18 protein-coding genes are annotated in these 16,509 nt (G+C 34.6%); 11 read left to right on the forward strand and 7 right to left on the reverse strand.

Annotation, left to right across the window (positions count from 1 at the left end; genetic code table 11):
* Nucleotides 1-151 precede the first annotated feature (151 nt).
* Nucleotides 152-1,321 carry a hydroxymethylglutaryl-CoA synthase gene (locus tag DYE31_RS02920; RefSeq protein WP_015901127.1) on the reverse strand — a complete coding sequence of 390 codons (1,170 nt, stop codon included), beginning with the start codon at nt 1,319-1,321 and terminating at the stop codon, nt 152-154.
* Nucleotides 1,322-1,434: 113 nt separating this feature from the next.
* Here DYE31_RS02920 and DYE31_RS02925 point away from each other — a divergent pair, with 113 nt between their 5' ends.
* Together DYE31_RS02925 and DYE31_RS02930 are read left to right on the forward strand one after the other, a co-directional pair.
* Complete coding sequence (locus tag DYE31_RS02925; protein WP_015901126.1) at nt 1,435-2,586, forward strand: thiolase family protein; 1,152 nt, start codon at nt 1,435-1,437, stop codon at nt 2,584-2,586.
* A gap of 6 nt (nt 2,587-2,592) precedes the next feature.
* Nucleotides 2,593-3,867 (forward strand): hydroxymethylglutaryl-CoA reductase, degradative, encoded by a 1,275-nt coding sequence (locus tag DYE31_RS02930; protein ID WP_015901125.1) that lies wholly within the window; start codon nt 2,593-2,595, stop codon nt 3,865-3,867.
* Between the two features lie 85 nt (nt 3,868-3,952).
* Here DYE31_RS02930 and DYE31_RS02935 read toward each other — a convergent pair whose 3' ends face one another.
* Nucleotides 3,953-4,357 carry an Hsp20/alpha crystallin family protein gene (locus DYE31_RS02935; protein WP_041613018.1) on the reverse strand — a complete coding sequence of 135 codons (405 nt, stop codon included), beginning with the start codon at nt 4,355-4,357 and terminating at the stop codon, nt 3,953-3,955.
* Between the two features lie 155 nt (nt 4,358-4,512).
* Entirely contained in the window at nt 4,513-4,950 is a 438-nt protein-coding gene (locus tag DYE31_RS02940; RefSeq protein WP_015901123.1) for a MarR family winged helix-turn-helix transcriptional regulator, read from the reverse strand.
* A gap of 363 nt (nt 4,951-5,313) precedes the next feature.
* On the opposite strand from DYE31_RS02940, the gene DYE31_RS02945 reads away from it, so the two are divergent.
* The 4 genes from DYE31_RS02945 (at nt 5,314) to DYE31_RS02955 (ending at nt 8,253) form a co-directional block, all read left to right on the forward strand.
* Nucleotides 5,314-5,673 (forward strand): DUF3139 domain-containing protein, encoded by a 360-nt coding sequence (locus DYE31_RS02945; RefSeq protein WP_015901122.1) that lies wholly within the window; start codon nt 5,314-5,316, stop codon nt 5,671-5,673.
* Between the two features lie 219 nt (nt 5,674-5,892).
* The gene (locus tag DYE31_RS12980) at nt 5,893-6,231 is read left to right on the forward strand and encodes an EamA family transporter (RefSeq protein ID WP_307725046.1); all 339 of its coding nucleotides are present in this window, start codon (nt 5,893-5,895) and stop codon (nt 6,229-6,231) included.
* Nucleotides 6,216-6,794: an EamA family transporter gene (locus tag DYE31_RS12985; protein WP_015901121.1), complete on the forward strand. Its 579-nt coding sequence runs from the start codon at nt 6,216-6,218 to the stop codon at nt 6,792-6,794. Before DYE31_RS12980 ends, DYE31_RS12985 begins: the two co-directional genes overlap by 16 nt.
* A 181-nt stretch (nt 6,795-6,975) precedes the next feature.
* Nucleotides 6,976-8,253 (forward strand): cation:dicarboxylate symporter family transporter, encoded by a 1,278-nt coding sequence (locus DYE31_RS02955; protein WP_015901120.1) that lies wholly within the window; start codon nt 6,976-6,978, stop codon nt 8,251-8,253.
* Between the two features lie 162 nt (nt 8,254-8,415).
* On the opposite strand, the gene DYE31_RS02960 is transcribed toward DYE31_RS02955, so the two are convergent.
* Nucleotides 8,416-8,766, reverse strand: coding sequence for a DUF4889 domain-containing protein (locus tag DYE31_RS02960; protein WP_015901119.1), 351 nt, complete (start codon nt 8,764-8,766; stop codon nt 8,416-8,418).
* Between the two features lie 127 nt (nt 8,767-8,893).
* On the opposite strand from DYE31_RS02960, the gene DYE31_RS02965 reads away from it, so the two are divergent.
* On the forward strand, nt 8,894-9,454 hold the full coding sequence (locus tag DYE31_RS02965) for an LOG family protein (protein WP_015901118.1): 561 nt from the start codon (nt 8,894-8,896) through the stop codon (nt 9,452-9,454).
* Nucleotides 9,455-9,507: 53 nt separating this feature from the next.
* Here the strand turns inward: DYE31_RS02965 and DYE31_RS02970 are convergent, their stop codons facing one another.
* A complete protein-coding gene (locus DYE31_RS02970; protein WP_015901117.1) occupies nt 9,508-10,443 on the reverse strand; it encodes a magnesium transporter CorA family protein in 936 nt (311 codons plus the stop codon).
* 149 nt (nt 10,444-10,592) lie between these two features.
* Between DYE31_RS02970 and DYE31_RS02975 the strand changes: the two genes are divergently transcribed.
* The 3 genes from DYE31_RS02975 to DYE31_RS02985 all read left to right on the forward strand — a co-directional run bounded on the left by DYE31_RS02975 (nt 10,593) and on the right by DYE31_RS02985 (nt 12,748).
* Nucleotides 10,593-11,036, forward strand: coding sequence for a MarR family winged helix-turn-helix transcriptional regulator (locus DYE31_RS02975; protein WP_235851276.1), 444 nt, complete (start codon nt 10,593-10,595; stop codon nt 11,034-11,036).
* 93 nt (nt 11,037-11,129) lie between these two features.
* Entirely contained in the window at nt 11,130-11,561 is a 432-nt protein-coding gene (locus DYE31_RS02980) for a DUF2871 domain-containing protein (protein ID WP_015901115.1), read from the forward strand.
* Between the two features lie 149 nt (nt 11,562-11,710).
* A complete protein-coding gene (locus DYE31_RS02985) occupies nt 11,711-12,748 on the forward strand; it encodes an NAD(P)/FAD-dependent oxidoreductase (protein WP_015901114.1) in 1,038 nt (345 codons plus the stop codon).
* A gap of 130 nt (nt 12,749-12,878) precedes the next feature.
* Here DYE31_RS02985 and glcP read toward each other — a convergent pair whose 3' ends face one another.
* A complete protein-coding gene (glcP, locus tag DYE31_RS02990; RefSeq protein WP_015901113.1) occupies nt 12,879-14,243 on the reverse strand; it encodes a glucose transporter GlcP in 1,365 nt (454 codons plus the stop codon).
* A gap of 197 nt (nt 14,244-14,440) precedes the next feature.
* On the reverse strand, nt 14,441-15,436 hold the full coding sequence (locus DYE31_RS02995) for an NADPH:quinone oxidoreductase family protein (protein WP_115314358.1): 996 nt from the start codon (nt 15,434-15,436) through the stop codon (nt 14,441-14,443).
* A 218-nt stretch (nt 15,437-15,654) separates the two neighbouring features.
* Between DYE31_RS02995 and DYE31_RS03000 the strand changes: the two genes are divergently transcribed.
* On the forward strand, nt 15,655-16,455 hold the full coding sequence (locus DYE31_RS03000) for a RodZ family helix-turn-helix domain-containing protein (protein WP_015901111.1): 801 nt from the start codon (nt 15,655-15,657) through the stop codon (nt 16,453-16,455).
* Nucleotides 16,456-16,509: the final 54 nt, after the last annotated feature.

The raw sequence follows: 16,509 nt of genomic DNA on the forward strand, positions 1-16,509 counted from the left end.
ATTATAAAGATTTTATTGATAACTATCCAATTTTTAACGGCAAGGGGGAATGAAATGAAGAAAATGAATGTTTGATATATGTAATAAAAAGAAGCCTCGAAACAAGTTCGAGACTTCTTGAAAAAGCTTTGCTTTACACAAGCTTTATTTATTATTTTACGGTATCATAATAACGGATATTATCTGAGATTTCTTTCAAGTAGAAGTTGCCTTTAGGTTCTACTTCTAGTTCTGTCTCAGTATCAAATTCTAAGTTGTCAAAGCGATTAAAGAATTTTTCATATTCTTCAACAGAAAGCGCTTTGCGGTTATCTAGCATTGCTTTATGTGCTTTGACATCAAGATGATCTTGATAGTTATCTACAAGTGTTGCACTGAAGAATTCACCGACTGAACCTGAACCATAACTGAATAAGCCGATATTATCGCCACCGTTTAATTTATGGTTTTCAAGAAGTGAAATCAAGCTAAGATATAAAGAGCCTGTATATACGTTTCCGACATAGCGGTTATAATCTGTTGCAGATTTATAGCCTTCATTTAGTCTTGCTTGTGTATCTTCTGAGGCACTATCTGTTAAAATGGAATCAAGTGCTTTTTGTCCCATTTTTGTAAATGGAACGTGGAAGCATAAAGCAGCAAAGTCAGACAATGATTTATGATGACGTTTCGCGTATTCGTTCCAGCTTTCTTGGAAAGATTTAATGTAAGCATCTTTTGATAATTTACCAGCAACAAGCGGATAAATTTCACCAGATGGACGCCAGAAATCGTAAACGTCTTCTGTATATGCAACTGAATCATCATGTAATTCAAGGATACTTGGGTTATGGCTGATAACCATTGCGACAGCACCTGCACCTTGTGTAGGTTCACCGCCACTGTTCAATCCGTAACGTGCAGTATCGCTTGCAATAACTAATACTTTTTCTTTAGGACGTGGTACTAAATAATCTTTTGCTAATTGAATGGCTGGAGTTGCTGCATAGCATGCCTCTTTCATTTCAAAACAACGTGCAAAAGGTTGGATTCCTAAAAGATGATGAATTTGCACAGCAGAAGCTTTGGCAGAATCGATTGCTGATTCTGTTGCAACAATCACCATGGTAATATCTTTCTTATCTTGTTCTGATAGAATAGGTTGTGCAGCGTTCGCACCCATTGAAACAATGTCTTGAGACACAGGGCTTACAGCCATTTGTGATTGACCAATGCCAATTAAGAATTTGTTTGGGTCTACGCCGCGAGCTTCAGCAAGCTCAGCCATATCTACGTAAAAATTCGGAATATAAAAATTAAGTTGGTCGATACCAATTGTCATAAATAACCAACATCCTTTCTTGATATGTTAAATCACTTTAAATCATATCAAAATAAGGCTAAGAAATACAATTTTAAATTAGTAGCTAGTGATAAAAAAAGGAGACAAAGATTATGAGTAAAATTGCAATTGTCAGTGCTAAACGTACACCAGTAGGTAAATTCAGAGGTAAATTAAGAGATTATTCTGCAGTTCAACTTGGTACAATCGCTTTAGAAGCAGCTATCGATGCAATTGAATTGCCAAAAGATACAATTGAAAATGTTGTTTTCGGTAATGTATTACAAGCTGGGAATGGACAAAATCCAGCACGTCAAATATTAGTCAATGCAGGTTTACCAACTACAACTCCTGGTATGACGATTAATGAAGTATGTGGTTCTGGCCTGAAAGCAGTTATTTTAGGTAAACAACTTATTCAGTTAGGCGAAGCAAAAGTTGTAGCAGTTGGCGGTATTGAAAGTATGACTAACGCCCCTAAATTACTGATCGAAGGCAAAGAAAAACCTGTACCTAGTTTTATGCATGATGGTTTAACAGATGCTTTTGAAAACGTTCCTATGGGTATCACAGCAGAACGTATTGCTGATCAATATGAAGTAACACGCGAACAACAAGATGAATTTGCTGTTAAATCACATCAAAAAGCATATGAAGCAACTAATGCAGGTAAATATAATGAAGAAATGATTCCGTTGAAAGACGCCGATGGAGAAATGATGACGGCAGATGAAGGTATTCGAGGCAACAGTAATGTAGAAAAGTTATCTACATTAGATACTATTTTTAAAGAAGATGGTTCTGTTACTGCTGGTAATGCTTCAAGTATTAATGATGGTGCTTCAGCACTCATTTTAATGGATGAAGATTATGCTAAAGAACATGGTTTTGAAGTTTTAGCTACTCTAGGGGATTACGCAGAAGTAGGTTGTGACCCTGAAATCATGGGTATTGCACCGTTTTATGCTGTAAGCAAATTATTAGAAAAAACAGGCAAAACAATGAATGACATCGATTTAGTAGAAATGACAGAAGCATTTGCTGTACAAAGTATTGCGGTTAAAGATAACTTGAATATTCCTGATGAAAAATTAAATATTTATGGTGGTGCGGTCGCAATTGGTCATCCTATCGGTGCCAGCGGTGCACGTTTAGTAACATCATTAGTCAATGAACTTCATCAAGAAAATAAACAAAGCGGTATTGCAACAGCTTGTATCGGCGGAGGTTTAGGCATCGCTTTAGCAGTTGAAAAAGGAGAATAATTTTTTATGAAAGCATTGGGGAAAGATTTTAGACATTTATCAAGAAAAGATAAATTGCAGCGTTTAAAAGAGAATGGATGGATTTTAGATGAAAGCAGACAAGAATTATGGGATTATCCATTACTTTCTGAAGAAGTTGCAGATAGTTTAATTGAAAACGTCATTACGCAAGGGGCTTTGCCAGTAGGTTTGCTTCCAGATATTGAAGTAGACGGCAAACATTATGCGGTACCTATGATGGTAGAAGAACCTTCTGTTGTCGCTGCAGCAAGTTATGGTGCAAAACTGGTCAATAAAACTGGAGGCTTCCATGTTGAATCTAGTGAACGTTTAATGATTGGCCAAATTGTATTTATGGATGTTGAACAACCTAACAAATTAGCAGAACAGCTTTTAGAGAAAGAAGCGCAAATACATCAAATTGCAGATACAGCTTATCCTTCTATTTTGAAAAGAGGCGGCGGTTATCAAAAAATTGATGTAGATACTTTTTCAGAAGAACAATTGGTTTCTTTAAAGGTATACATTGATACAAAAGATGCGATGGGTGCTAATATGATGAATACCATTTTAGAAGGTATTTCAGGCTTCTTAAAAGGTGAGTGGCCTGATATCAATGTTTTAATGAGTATCTTATCTAACCATGCGACAGCATCAGTGGTTCGTGTTTCTGGAGAAATTGATATTGCTAATTTAGCACGAGGTGATATGGATGGGGCAGAAATAGCGCGTCGCTTAGAAGCAGCATCTGTTTTAGCTTATGTAGATCCCTATCGAGCAGTAACACATAATAAAGGTGTCATGAACGGCATTCATGCAGTAGTATTAGCAACAGGAAACGATACCCGAAGTGCTGAAGCGAGTGCACATGCATATGCATGCAAAGAAGGACAGTATCGCAGTATGACTAAATGGGAATACCTTCCAAGTAAAGCCCGCCTTCGAGGTACAATCGAAATACCGATGACACTTGCAACAGTGGGCGGCGGAACAAAAGTAGTTCCGATTGCACGTCTAGCACAAGAACTTTTGCATGTAGATTCAGCTAAAGAATTAGGAGAAGTAGCAGCAGCAGTAGGATTAGCTCAAAACTTCTCAGCTTGTCGAGCATTAGTATCTGAAGGAATTCAAGAAGGACATATGAGCCTTCAGTACAAATCATTAGCAATTGTAGCAGGGGCTAAAGGTGACGAAATTGAAAAAGTCGCAGATGCATTAAAAACAGCAGATACTGCGAACATGGCTAAAGCTAAGGAAATTATTGCAGATTTAAGAGAATAAGATATATAAAGACCCCCTTGACTAGCAAATGCTAGGTTCAAGAGGGTCTGATTTTATCCGCTATAAATAATCCATTTCAGTTAGATTAATCAATAGAAATATTAGAGCTTACTGAAGAATCTTCAGTACGTTTAGGCAATTTAACAGTTAAAACACCGTCTCTATATTGCGCTGTAATTTCATCGCTTTTAATATTACTGAATGAAAATTCACGTTTTACACTATTGTCACTGCGTTCTCTTTGGATAACGCGGCCTTCTTCATTTTCTGTGCGACTTTCAATTGAACGTTTTGCACTTATAGTCAAAGTACCTTCATCGTAAGATAGATTAATATCTTTCTTCTCAAAGCCTGGTAAATCCACTTTTAAGATATATTGGTTATTTTTTTCGCTAATATCAGTTTTTACAGGATTGATTGTAGGGATTTGATCTATAAATTGACGTCCGAATTCTTTGAACAAATCTGTTGGTTTACTTTCAAAAGCCATCATATCTCTCCTTTGGTCATTTTAATTTAAAAACCTTGCTTTACTTAAAATTTACCCTGTGAAAAGGAAACATAATCTTACTGAATATGAAGTAAGGTTCTTGTGATGATTATACCACGATACTAAAAGGATAGATAATCTCAGGTACTTCATAGCTATTCTTTAGAAAAGTTATCTACGATGAATTTAGAGAGGATAGATTTAATTGTTTTTGCATCTTCAAAAGAGACATCTAAACCGCTGAATACTTCTTTAGAAATATTAGAAATTTCATGTCTGGTATCTATACCTTTGTGCGTAAGTGCAACTTTTAAATTGCGCTCATCATCTTCTTCTCTTTTTCTTGTGACGAGTTCTTTCTTTTCAAGTTTTTTTAGCAATGGAGTCAATGTGCCTGAATCTAAAAACACACGCTGGTCTAGCGTTTTAATATTTAACGTCTCATGATCCTCAAGTGCTAAAAGTACAATATATCCAGTATATGTTAAATCGTACTTTTTCAAGTAAGGGCTGTATCTTTTGATAATCTCTTTTGATGAAACATAGAATAAAAAACATAATTGTTTTTCTAAAAAACTGTTGTTTTCGTACAATTAAATCACTCCTTATTAAAAACCACGATATTATGAACGGTTTCCATTGTCAAGAATGAAACAAATAAATGTAATTGTTTCTTTTATTTATATTTGAATTTAAATTCTTATTAATATACCTCCAATAGTTAAAGACAAACATTTTTTTAACGAAATGTACATGGTTGTAAAAGCTGATGTAATAAAGTGAATGAAAAGTATTTACTGTTAAAAGAAAGCTAGTTTTAAAAACGTTTTAACTTACGACAATTTTGTTACAATGAGGACAAAATAGTTACTAAATCAGACGAAATCATTCATAATTGAAAAGATAGAGTGAATGAAAGCACAGTATTGCATCATATCGCGAGAAGGAGTCAAAAAATGAAGAAGGAAAGAATATTACCACTTATATTGATTTTAATAGGCTCTCTTATTTTAGCGACCTTATTCTTTTTTGGGTTAAAAGTATATCAAGGGAAGCAAAATCTAAAATTAGTGGATCAATATATTACAGAACATCATTTAGATACTAAGATTAAATCAGAAAAGAAAAAATTCAATGCAAAAGATGGCGTTTATTACAAAGAAGTTGTCTTTAAAGATGAACCAGACAAAACATATGTTATCCAGCCAATGGGTACTTCACGTGGGTTATTTGCACAAGCTTTTGATACACAAACGAAAAAACATTTGAAAAAAGCGAAACATAATTTCTTTGATGACAATTATAAGCTTAAATAACCGATTAAGTATGTTAAAATAAATGTGATTAAGACATTAAACACGATAAATAGTGTTTAGTGTCTTCTTTGCGTTAAATAAGAAATCTATAATTTAAAGGTCGATGAATCGATTTAATGACATTTTCATCAACTTTACCATAATGTGATTAATATCACCCAAAATGGTTATAACACCTTTAGTATCAGCATAGAGAAATAACATGATAGGAGGGACAGTATGGCACACAGAAATCAGAAACGGTGGCCGGGATTTGTTTTAGTAATCATAGGAGCAGTATTTTGGGGTGTCGGGGGAACGGTTTCCCAATGGTTATTTGAAAACAAACATTTACCGGTGACTTGGTTCGTGGGTGTGAGATTGTTAGTATCTGGTTTGCTCTTGATTCTTACTTCGTTTTTCTTAGAAGGTAAGAAAACAATTACAATTTGGACAGATAAAAAAGCCATAATAAAATTGATAGTGTATTCGCTCTTGGGTATGCTGGGTGTACAATATTGTTTCATGGCAACAATTCATTATGGTAATGCTGCAGTACTACATTGCTGCAATATTTAGGTCCAGTTATCATTATTTTATATCTTGTCGCAACTAAAGTTATTAATTTTAAATGGAAAGAAGGTATCGCAGTCACATTAGCGTTGGGCGGTACATTCTTATTATTAACGAACGGTTCCCTTGCAACATTGTCAGTTCCTATGCCAGCCATTGTATGGGGGCTGATGTCAGCTTTTGCAATGGCCTTTTATACAATATATCCAGTTCAACTATTGGCTAAATGGGGAACTGTGAATGTCGTTGGATGGGCTATGTTTATAGCCGGTATATTCTTAAACTTCTTACATCCTATTTGGCAGGTTGATACGTCAAATTGGGACATAAGAGTACTGATTTATATATTTATTTCAGTTATTTTAGGAACAGTGTTTGCATTCTGGCTCTTCATTTCTAGTTTGAATTATCTATATCCTCAAGAAGCTAGCGTACTTGGTACGATAGAACCATTAACTGCAATTTTATTATCTGTAGTATGGTTAGGTGTATCTTTCGGTATTTGGCAGGTTGCAGGAGTAGGTTGTATTGTATTGATGGTCATATTCTTGGCCGTCGTCAAAGATTAATAGTGTTTACCTTATAATTAGGATAGAAAGTTATAAGTTGCCTTTTGATACTAATTACACTAATTCATATTTACTTTTTAATCATTTAGTGTAATATTAGGATGAACTTTTAATTTTTTCTATCCTAATTATTTGTTTTCTGATATAATTAAACAATGTCAGAAAAAGGGGAGATGCATCAATGGCTTTATTTAAGCGAAAAATTAGTTTACCAATGCAGGTTATGATTGCACTGGTTCTTGGCGTTGTTGTAGGACTATTATTATATGGACATAAAGATGTAGCGAACTATATCCAGCCGCTTGGTGACATATTTTTAAACTTAATTAAAATGATTGTCATTCCAGTAGTTTTTTGTTCACTGGCATTATCAATATCAGGTGTTGGTGAATCTAAAACAGTTGGGCGATATGGTTTAAAAACAATTGTGTATTTTGAAATTATCACAACAATTGCAATTGCTTTAGGTGTATTGTTTGCTAATTTATTTAAACCGGGGACGGGCTTAGATCCAAACAAATTACCTAAAGGCGATATTTCGAAGTATGAATCATCAGCGCATGCAGCTGAGCATTCTACATATGGTAATCATTTTATCGATACAATTGTAAACATTATTCCAACAAACTTTTTCGAAGCATTAGCTAAAGGTGAATTGCTTCCGATTATCTTCTTCGCAGTATTCTTTGGTTTAGGTATTGCGGCAATCGGTGAAAAAGGTAAACCTGTCAAAGATTTCTTAGGCGGCGTGTTGGAAGCAACATTCTGGATGATCAATAAAATTTTAAAACTCGCTCCATTAGGCGTGTTTGCATTTATTTGTGTAACAATAATGACATTTGGTGCTTCAGCATTAATTCCGTTATTAAAACTTGTCTTAGTTGTAGTCGGCGCAATGGTATTCTTTGTGGTCGTTGTACTTGGAATTGTAGCGAAATTAGTTGGCACTAGTGTATTTGATATTATAAAAGTATTAAAAAGTGAAATCTTACTGGCCTTTTCAACATCAAGTTCTGAAGCAGTATTACCAGTAATGATGCAGAAAATGGAAAGATTTGGCTCACCAAAAGATATTACATCTTTTGTTATCCCGATTGGTTATACTTTCAACTTAGACGGATCTGCTTTATACCAATCAATTGCAGCATTATTTGTAGCACAAATGTACGGTATTCATTTAAGTTTACCTGAGCAATTAGTCTTAATCTTTACTTTAATGATTACTTCTAAAGGTATGGCAGCGGTACCAGGTACTTCAATTGTTGTATTATTAACAACATTAGGTTCAATGGGATTACCAGCAGCCGGACTTGCATTGATTATCGGTGTTGACCGTATCTTAGATATGGTACGTACTTGTGTTAACGTAGTAGGTAACGCTTTATCTACAGTAGTAATTGCTAAATGGGAAGGCGTATTTGATAAAGAACAAAACAAAGACTATTTAAATTCTATTTAAACAAATTAAAAAATTCAGCGGAGACTTCGGTCTTACGCACATTAAACTTTCTGACATAATTTATATTCTATGAGGCACTAGTCGTATTTTTGACTAGTGCCTTTTTAAATTGAAAAAAGCTGGAGCAATCAAATGTCCCAGCTTGAATAAAATCATATTTAATTAGTGATCCATGTGCATGTTTTTCATATCATGAATTTTCATCATTAAGCCATGAGGAATATCGTCGTGCTTCACAACTTTTTTCTTACTGAAATCATCAGAGCCTTCTTTTTTAACTAACATGACAAATTGACCTTTTTTAGGTTTGAAATTGTCATCTGTTTTAATGTGTACGTCTTTTTCAACTTTTTGGTCTTTTTCACGCACCATTTTTTCTACAGTATGATTGTCTTTCATGATACCGTAGTATGTATCTTTTTTACCAGAAGACATCATCATAATGATTAAAACAATACAAATTACTGCCATCACAGCAATTAAAGTGAAGCCTAAAGCCTTTTTATTTTTCATTATTATGCTCCTTTCTCTTTATAGTTAGTTATACATAATTTATTCGAAGAATGCAATGAGAAGTGATTATATTAAAAGAAGACTTTGTTACAATGGAGAGGATATGTGAGAAAGGAAGGCGTTTAAAATGAACATCATTGTCTATTGCGGAGCGAGTGAAGGAAATAACCCTATTTATAAAGAAGCGACAGTGTCGCTTGGCAAGTGGATGGCAAATCAGAACTATGGTTTAGTTTTCGGCGGCGGAAAAGTCGGACTGATGGGAACATTAGCAGATACGGTTAAAGCACATGGAGGTCATGCAATCGGTATAATGCCTCAATTTTTAGCAGACCGGGAAATTGCGCATGAGGGTTTAGATGAATTGATTATTGTGGATACTATGGCAGAACGTAAAGCAGCAATGCTTGAGAGAGGTAATGTCTGTTTAGCACTGCCAGGAGGTCCTGGGACGTTGGAAGAAATTACTGAGATGGTATCTTGGTCACGTATTGGTCAAAATAATAACCCTTGCGTATTTTGGAATGTAAATGGTTATTATGACAAAATTCAATCGTTTTATAACCAAATGGTAGAAGAAGGATTCTTATCTCAAGATGACAGAAATTTAATGTGCTTTACAAATGATTATGATGAATTAATCCAATTTGTAGAATGCTATCAATCACCGAACATACGACAATATTAAAAATATCGCATCACATTCTGTTTATAAGTGAATGTGATGCGATATTTTTAAGTTCAAAGTTTGCCGCGTCTCCATAAAAGAATGAAGACTACAGTTACCAGAACTAAAGAAATACATAATGTGACAATCCATGAGACAGGACTATGATCATTGATCGGCAGAGGAACGTTCATTCCGAAGAAGCTGAAGACCAATGTCGGCAACGTTAGGAAAACAGTGAAGAGTGTCAAAGTTTTCATGATAGTATTCATATCATTTGATAAGAGTGACTCATAAGATGTCGTGATACTCTCTAATATACGTGTGTGTAGTTCAGTTGTTTCAATAGCTTGGTTTGTTTCGACAAATAAATCTTCTATTAAATCCTCATCTTCTTCAAAGCGCTTAATAGGAGGTAGTTTAAACAACCGTTTAAAAACGTCTTCATTACCTTTAAGTGCTGCCAAGAAGTAGACCAAACTTTTTTCAACTTCCATTAAATTATAGAGCTGCTTATTAGTTACAGATTTTTTTAAATCGCGTTCTATACGTAAACGAGATTTATTCAACAATCGTAAATTACGGTTGTAATGATTCGACACTGTAACAAGAATGTTTAAAGCAAGTTGACTACGATAATGCAAATTATTGCCCGGTTTTGTAAAGTGTTCTAAAAAGTCGACATCGTGATCGCAGACTGTAATTAATCGGCCATGTCCGATTACGATACCGAGTGGAATTGTCATAAAAGATAATATCTTATGATTGTTTTTATTTACAATAGGAATGTCGATGATAATTAATGAATAACCGGTTTCATCATCAAATTCAACACGAGCACTTTCATCAGCATCTAAGGGGTCCTTAAGAAAATCCTCAGGTATATTAAAGTCTTCAATCAATTTTTCCACTTCTTCGCGACTCGGTTCAATCATATTGATCCATAAGCCTTCGTCTAAGGAAGTCGTGTGGATATCTTGATGAATATTATGCTTATATGCAGTTATCATTGAGGGACCTCCCTTTCTAAAATTTGAATTGATTTTTAAATCTTATGAATTAGTTTACAATATAGGATAACGCTTTGCTTAATTTAATAAATATACGCTTAATTATAGTACCATAATTTAATTATTTGTGTAGTCTAACTTGAAAGGGAGTGGCACCATTGGCAACAACAATTCAGTATTTAATCAGAATGATCTCTAATGAAATGAAAATAAAAGCAGATCGTTTATTAGAGCCTTATGGGATTACACAAGAACAAGCTCAAATTTTGCGCTTTATTTTCGAACATGAATCAAAAGCTATTACTCAAAATGATTTAATAGAAACATTTAATCTTAAAGGCGCAACAGTGAGCAGTACATTAACAAGTTTGAAAAAGAAGAAATTGATAGACCATTTTGTTGATGAAGATGATACCAGAAAAAAACGAGTAGGTCTCAGTCGTACAGCATATAAAGAGGTTCGAGATATTATCGAAGTTTTGAATAGAGTAGAAACTGTGATTTTTGAAGGAATACCTGATGCTGATCGAGATGCCTTGAAATCTATATTGATAACGATGCATGATAATTTGCAAGAACTTGATGAAATGTAAACATTATGTGTCAATCGTCTGACTATATGAAATGCGCTTTCTGAAAAGCTGTATATCATATATAATATGAATTGATATAGAGGAGGACCGATTATGCGCAGAATATTATATACATTTTTGACTTATACCATTATTGGTTTATTAAGCGGCGTATACTATCGTGAGCTGACAAAAGCTTATGATTTTACAGGTGATACACAACTTGTAGTCGTACATACGCATACATTAATGTTAGGTATGTTTATGTTCTTGATTTTGATTGTTTTTGAAAAACTTTTCCAATTAAGTAAATATTATTTATTTAACTGGTTCTACTATGTTTATAACATTGGTGTTGTTGTTACAGTCGGTATGATGGCTATTAAAGGAACAATGCAAGTAGTAGGTGCACACGTTTCACCAGGACTTGCAGGTATTGCAGGACTTGGCCATATGACATTGTCTGCTGGCTTCATCATTTTATTCTTCTTATTGAAGAAAGCAATTCTTACAGATCCGATTGATGGAAAACCATATCAAAAATAAGATTTAAAGTGTATCACTGATTTTAGTGATATGCTTTTTTATTTTTCAAAAGGGAAAGGGTGCTAAACAAGATAAAGTGTTGTAAAATATAGTTGAGAATAATTTTCAATTAAATAATGCTTCTAGATAGATAATTGGAGGACAAGATTATGAAAGATGTAACGATTATCGGCGGTGGACCAGCTGGTTTATATGCAAGCTTTTATGCTGGTTTGCGGGGTATGTCGGTGCGTTTAATAGATGTTCAGGATAAACTAGGCGGCAAGATGCAGTTGTATCCTGAAAAAATAATTTGGGATATCGGCGGTATCGGACCTAAACCATGCTACCAAATCATTGAAGATATGATTGGACAAGGTTTGCATTTTCAACCGGAAGTAAATTTAGAAACACGTGTGACTAATATTGAAAAGTTAGGCGATTGTCATTTCGAAATTACGACAGACAAAGATGAAGTGTTTGAAACGAAGTCAGTAATTATTGCAGTTGGTGGAGGTATTATAAACCCTAAACCTCTTGATATTAAAGATGCTGAACGTTATCAAATTTCTAACTTACATTATGTTGTTCAGAAACTTTCACGCTTTTCAGGGAAAAAAGTAGTGATTTCTGGAGCAGGCAATGCAGCACTTGATTGGGCTTGTGATATCGCACCTTATGCTGAAAGTGTAAGACTGGTTTATCGAAAAGATAAAATGAAAGGCTATGAAGGAACACAAGCTAAATTATGTGATAATGGCATCAAGCTTCATCCGAACTCTCAAATTACAGCTTTAATCGGTGATGATCAGCATGAAAAAATTAAAGAGATCGTACTCGAAAATAGTGAAACAGGTGAAGCAGAGACAATACCTGTTGATGAAGTAATTATCAGCCATGGATTTGATATTGAAAATCCATTATTAGAAGAAGCTGCAACACAATTAGAAATGGAAAATGACTACCAAATTAAAGGACAAGGCAATACACAAACAAGCATTGATGGTATATTTGCCTGCGGTGATGTCATTCACCATGGCGCGAAAGCGCACTTAATTGCAAGTGCCTTCAGTGATGCTGGTAATGCTGCTAATTTAGCAAAACAATATATTGAACCTGAAGCAGCTGAAGAAGGTTACGTATCAAGCCATAACGAAATATTTAAAGAAGACAATAAAGAGATTATTGAAAAGTATAATCAACAATAAAGAAATTTTAAAAGTGCCCGTGGAAATGATATATTTCTGCGGGTTTTGTTTATAGAAGAGAGTTAAAGATAATAAAAAGTGCTATCTTCAATAAAATGAAAATAGCACTTCTCAATATCGATTAGATATTTTATTTATGACGGTCTAAGTTTGCTGAAGTTGCAGAAGTACGTGCGCGTAATTCTGCTTCAATTTCTTCTAAGCTGCGTCCGCGTGTTTCTGGCAAGTATTTTACCACGAAGAAGAGTGCGCCGATACCGATGACAGCAAAGATTAAGAATACACCTTGTGTTGGCATTACTGCTGTTAACATTGGGAAAAATTGAGCAACTAATAGACTTCCGATTGAAAGGACTAAAGCTGCAATGCCTGTTGCTGCACCACGTGCACGCATTGGGAATAACTCTGGTAACATTACCCATAAAACAGGCCCCCATGAAATACCAAAGAAAATGATGAAAATTGTTAAGCAGATAATGCTGACCCATGCAGATGATTGCACACCCATAGACCAGATTAAAATAGCCATGATTACTAGTGAAGCGACCATACCGATATTACCGATGACTAATAATTTTTTACGATCGATTTTATCGATAATCATAATTGCAACAATAGTCACTAAAACGTTAACAACACCAATACCTACTGTACCAAGAATTGATGCTGAATCTCCCAATCCTGCTTTAGTGAAAATTTTCGGTGCATAGTAGATTATCGCATTAATACCAATGATTTGTTGGAACAATGCAAAGACACTTCCGATAATTAATGTTGGTCGTAACCAAGGTGATTTTAATACATTCCAAGTGCTTTCAGAAATCGCATTGATTTCTTTCATTTCTGCAATTTCTTTATCGATTTCATTTGCCGGGAATGTTAATTCCATAACTTTTCGAGCGGCTTTTTCACCACGGTGTTCTAAAAGCCATCTTGGACTTTCTGGCATAAAGGCTACACCGATTAATAAGATTAAAGATGGTACAACTGCTAATCCAAGCATCCATCTCCAGCCTTCAATACCTGCAAATGCATAGTTAATCAAGTATGATGATAAAATACCGATAGTAATCATTAATTGGTTCAATGAACTTAAAGAACCACGTGATTCTGTCGGTGCCATTTCAGATAAATAAACAGGTACAATTGCTGTAGAACCTCCGACTGCAAGTCCGATAACAATTCGACCAACTACTAAGAATGGCATAGATGGTGAGAATGCTAAAATTAATGCACCAATGATATAGACAATTGCGATAATAAACACAACGCGTCGGCGTCCGAGTTTATCAGAAGCAGGACCACTGAGTGCAGAACCCGCGATAGCACCAATTAACATAGATGATACAACAAGTCCTTCTGTACCACTTGTTAAGTGGATATCTTTTCCGATAAATAACAAGGCGCCTGAGATAATTCCCATATCATAGCCGTATAATAATCCCCCTAATGCGCCTAGGAAAAAGATGAGGCTTTTATTAAAATTTTTCCCCATAAGTAAACCTCCAGTATATTGAATTCAGATTAAGTATACGCTTTCATAAAATTAAAGTAAATATGATTATAATGTGTCGTTAATAATTATATTATTTAGAATTAAAGGGAATATTGGTTTAATTCAGAAAAATTAACTGATATGTATCGATAGAAAAAATACCATCCCTTCAAAAGAAGAAATGGTATTATACTTCATTAATTTTCGTCATTGACTTTTACTACATAACGTCCGGTTACTTGATGAGATAAAACATTATCAATTGCTTCAGGCAACTCTTTAAAATCAATAATATTTTTAATCGTATGCAATTGTTCAGGTTTCAAATCTGTTGCTAAACGACGCCAAATTTGTTTGCGAAGCAGCATAGGTGTTTCAACTGAATCGACACCTAATAAATTATTGCCGCGCAAGATGAAAGGTAAGACTGTTGCATCGAATTCAACACCATCTGTATTTCCGATTAATGCCACGCTGCCTCTGATTTGTAAATGTTTCAAGACATCGCCCACATGACTGCCACCAACTGGATCAATTACAGCTTGCCATTCGCGTTTACCGAGTGGTTTTTTTGAAGTCTCTTCCAAACGAGGAACGATTTCTTTAGCACCTAATGATTTTAGGTAATCAGCTGCTTCATTATTACCTGTACTAGCAACAACTTTAAAACCAATATTGCTTAGCATCATCACAGCTAAACTGCCGACACCGCCACTTGCCCCACGAACTAAAACAGGCGCACCTTCAACAGTTAAACCATTATCTTCTAATTTTTGAATGGCTAAAGCAGCAGTATAGCCAGCAGTACCATAAATCATTGCTTCTTCTAATGTTAACCCTTTAGGAAGTGGAACAATCCATTCTTCTTTTACTTTTGCTAATTCACTAAAGCCCCCGTGATGTGATACCCCTAAATCATAACTTGTCACAATCACTTTATCGCCTGGTTTATGTGCAGAAGAATTAGATTCTACAACAGTACCTGCTAAATCGATACCAGGAATAATAGGATATTCTTTTACAACACCAGCTCCCTTAGCTGCTGCTAACGCATCTTTAAAGTTGATGCTTGTATAGGCCACACGGACTAATACGTCACCATCATTCAATTCATCTATAGGTAAATTCTTGAAAGATGAAGTTACGTTTCCCTCAATTTTATTTGAAAAATAAGCTTGGAATGTCTCTGTCATATATATTGATTCCTTTCGATAGATTAAACTAAAAAAATTTTAACACGTAAAAATGTCGACAACAACCGAGAGTATTTCTAGTGTATAATTAATGAACATAAAAGGTATATAAGAATTAAAGATTAAAAGAATATTAACAATTTTAATGTTTATAAAATATAATGGAGGTGAATAGTTTAATAAGGACTTAATAAGATATAACATGAGGAGGAAATCCAATGAAAAAGTTATTTGCCGACATTTTAACGTTAATGTTAGTGCTCGCTGCTTGTGGTAATGATGACAGCAAAAAAGAAGATGACAACAAAGATAAAGACAAAACAACACAAGAAAGCGACAGCAGTAAAAAAACTGATAGTAAAGACAACAAAGACAAAGATAAGAGCAGTAAAGATGAAAATAGTAAGGATAGTAATACTAAAGACTCTAAATCAAATGAAAATAATGCATCATCATCATCTTCTGATAACAGCAATTCTGACAACAGCACTTCCGACAATGCTTCAACAAATAATGATTCAAATAGTGCTTCTAATTCAGAAGGAAATTCAACTTCTGATAATGCTTCTGATAATCAATCACAAAGTAATCAGCAAGCAACAAACAATAATGATAGCCAAAATCAGGCAAATCAAAATGGTAACAATGCAAGTACAACAAATGTGAATGGAAATCAAAATGCAAATACAACACAAACGGGTTATGTAGCACCATATCAAAGTCAAAATGCTGTACCTGCAGCACGTAATATTGTGCAACCGCCAGCTAATAACCAAGTTGCTCTGAAAAATTTACCGAATTTCCCGCAATCATTAACTACAGCACAAAACGCAGCAGATTCATTAAATGGTCAACAAAATGCATATAACGACTATGGTATCGATAGCCTTGATAATGGCACGTATTCATATGTCTTCAGTTTTGCAAACAAAGCGAACCCTGGAACATTTACCATTGTTAGTGTTAATCAAAAAGGCGAAGCAAGTGTGCTTGATCCAGCTTATAATGGACAACAATAATTAAGATTAACTATAAAAACTCGAGTGCAAAATAGATTGCACTCGAGTTTTTTA

Origin of the sequence: Staphylococcus carnosus (assembly GCF_900458435.1) — a bacterium.
Classification (GTDB): domain Bacteria; phylum Bacillota; class Bacilli; order Staphylococcales; family Staphylococcaceae; genus Staphylococcus; species Staphylococcus carnosus.

Coding starts and splice junctions, on each gene's coding strand:
- DYE31_RS02935 (WP_041613018.1), bottom strand. CDS start 4,357: ATGGCTTTTGAAAGTAAACCAACAGATTTGTTCAAAGAATTCGGACGT.
- DYE31_RS02920 (WP_015901127.1), bottom strand. CDS start 1,321: ATGACAATTGGTATCGACCAACTTAATTTTTATATTCCGAATTTTTAC.
- DYE31_RS02965 (WP_015901118.1), top strand. CDS start 8,894: ATGAACATCATTGTCTATTGCGGAGCGAGTGAAGGAAATAACCCTATT.
- DYE31_RS02955 (WP_015901120.1), top strand. CDS start 6,976: ATGGCTTTATTTAAGCGAAAAATTAGTTTACCAATGCAGGTTATGATT.
- DYE31_RS02970 (WP_015901117.1), bottom strand. CDS start 10,443: ATGATAACTGCATATAAGCATAATATTCATCAAGATATCCACACGACT.
- DYE31_RS02960 (WP_015901119.1), bottom strand. CDS start 8,766: ATGAAAAATAAAAAGGCTTTAGGCTTCACTTTAATTGCTGTGATGGCA.
- DYE31_RS02930 (WP_015901125.1), top strand. CDS start 2,593: ATGAAAGCATTGGGGAAAGATTTTAGACATTTATCAAGAAAAGATAAA.
- glcP (WP_015901113.1), bottom strand. CDS start 14,243: ATGGGGAAAAATTTTAATAAAAGCCTCATCTTTTTCCTAGGCGCATTA.
- DYE31_RS02945 (WP_015901122.1), top strand. CDS start 5,314: ATGAAGAAGGAAAGAATATTACCACTTATATTGATTTTAATAGGCTCT.
- DYE31_RS02995 (WP_115314358.1), bottom strand. CDS start 15,436: ATGACAGAGACATTCCAAGCTTATTTTTCAAATAAAATTGAGGGAAAC.
- DYE31_RS02980 (WP_015901115.1), top strand. CDS start 11,130: ATGCGCAGAATATTATATACATTTTTGACTTATACCATTATTGGTTTA.
- DYE31_RS02925 (WP_015901126.1), top strand. CDS start 1,435: ATGAGTAAAATTGCAATTGTCAGTGCTAAACGTACACCAGTAGGTAAA.
- DYE31_RS02985 (WP_015901114.1), top strand. CDS start 11,711: ATGAAAGATGTAACGATTATCGGCGGTGGACCAGCTGGTTTATATGCA.
- DYE31_RS12980 (WP_307725046.1), top strand. CDS start 5,893: ATGGCACACAGAAATCAGAAACGGTGGCCGGGATTTGTTTTAGTAATC.
- DYE31_RS03000 (WP_015901111.1), top strand. CDS start 15,655: ATGAAAAAGTTATTTGCCGACATTTTAACGTTAATGTTAGTGCTCGCT.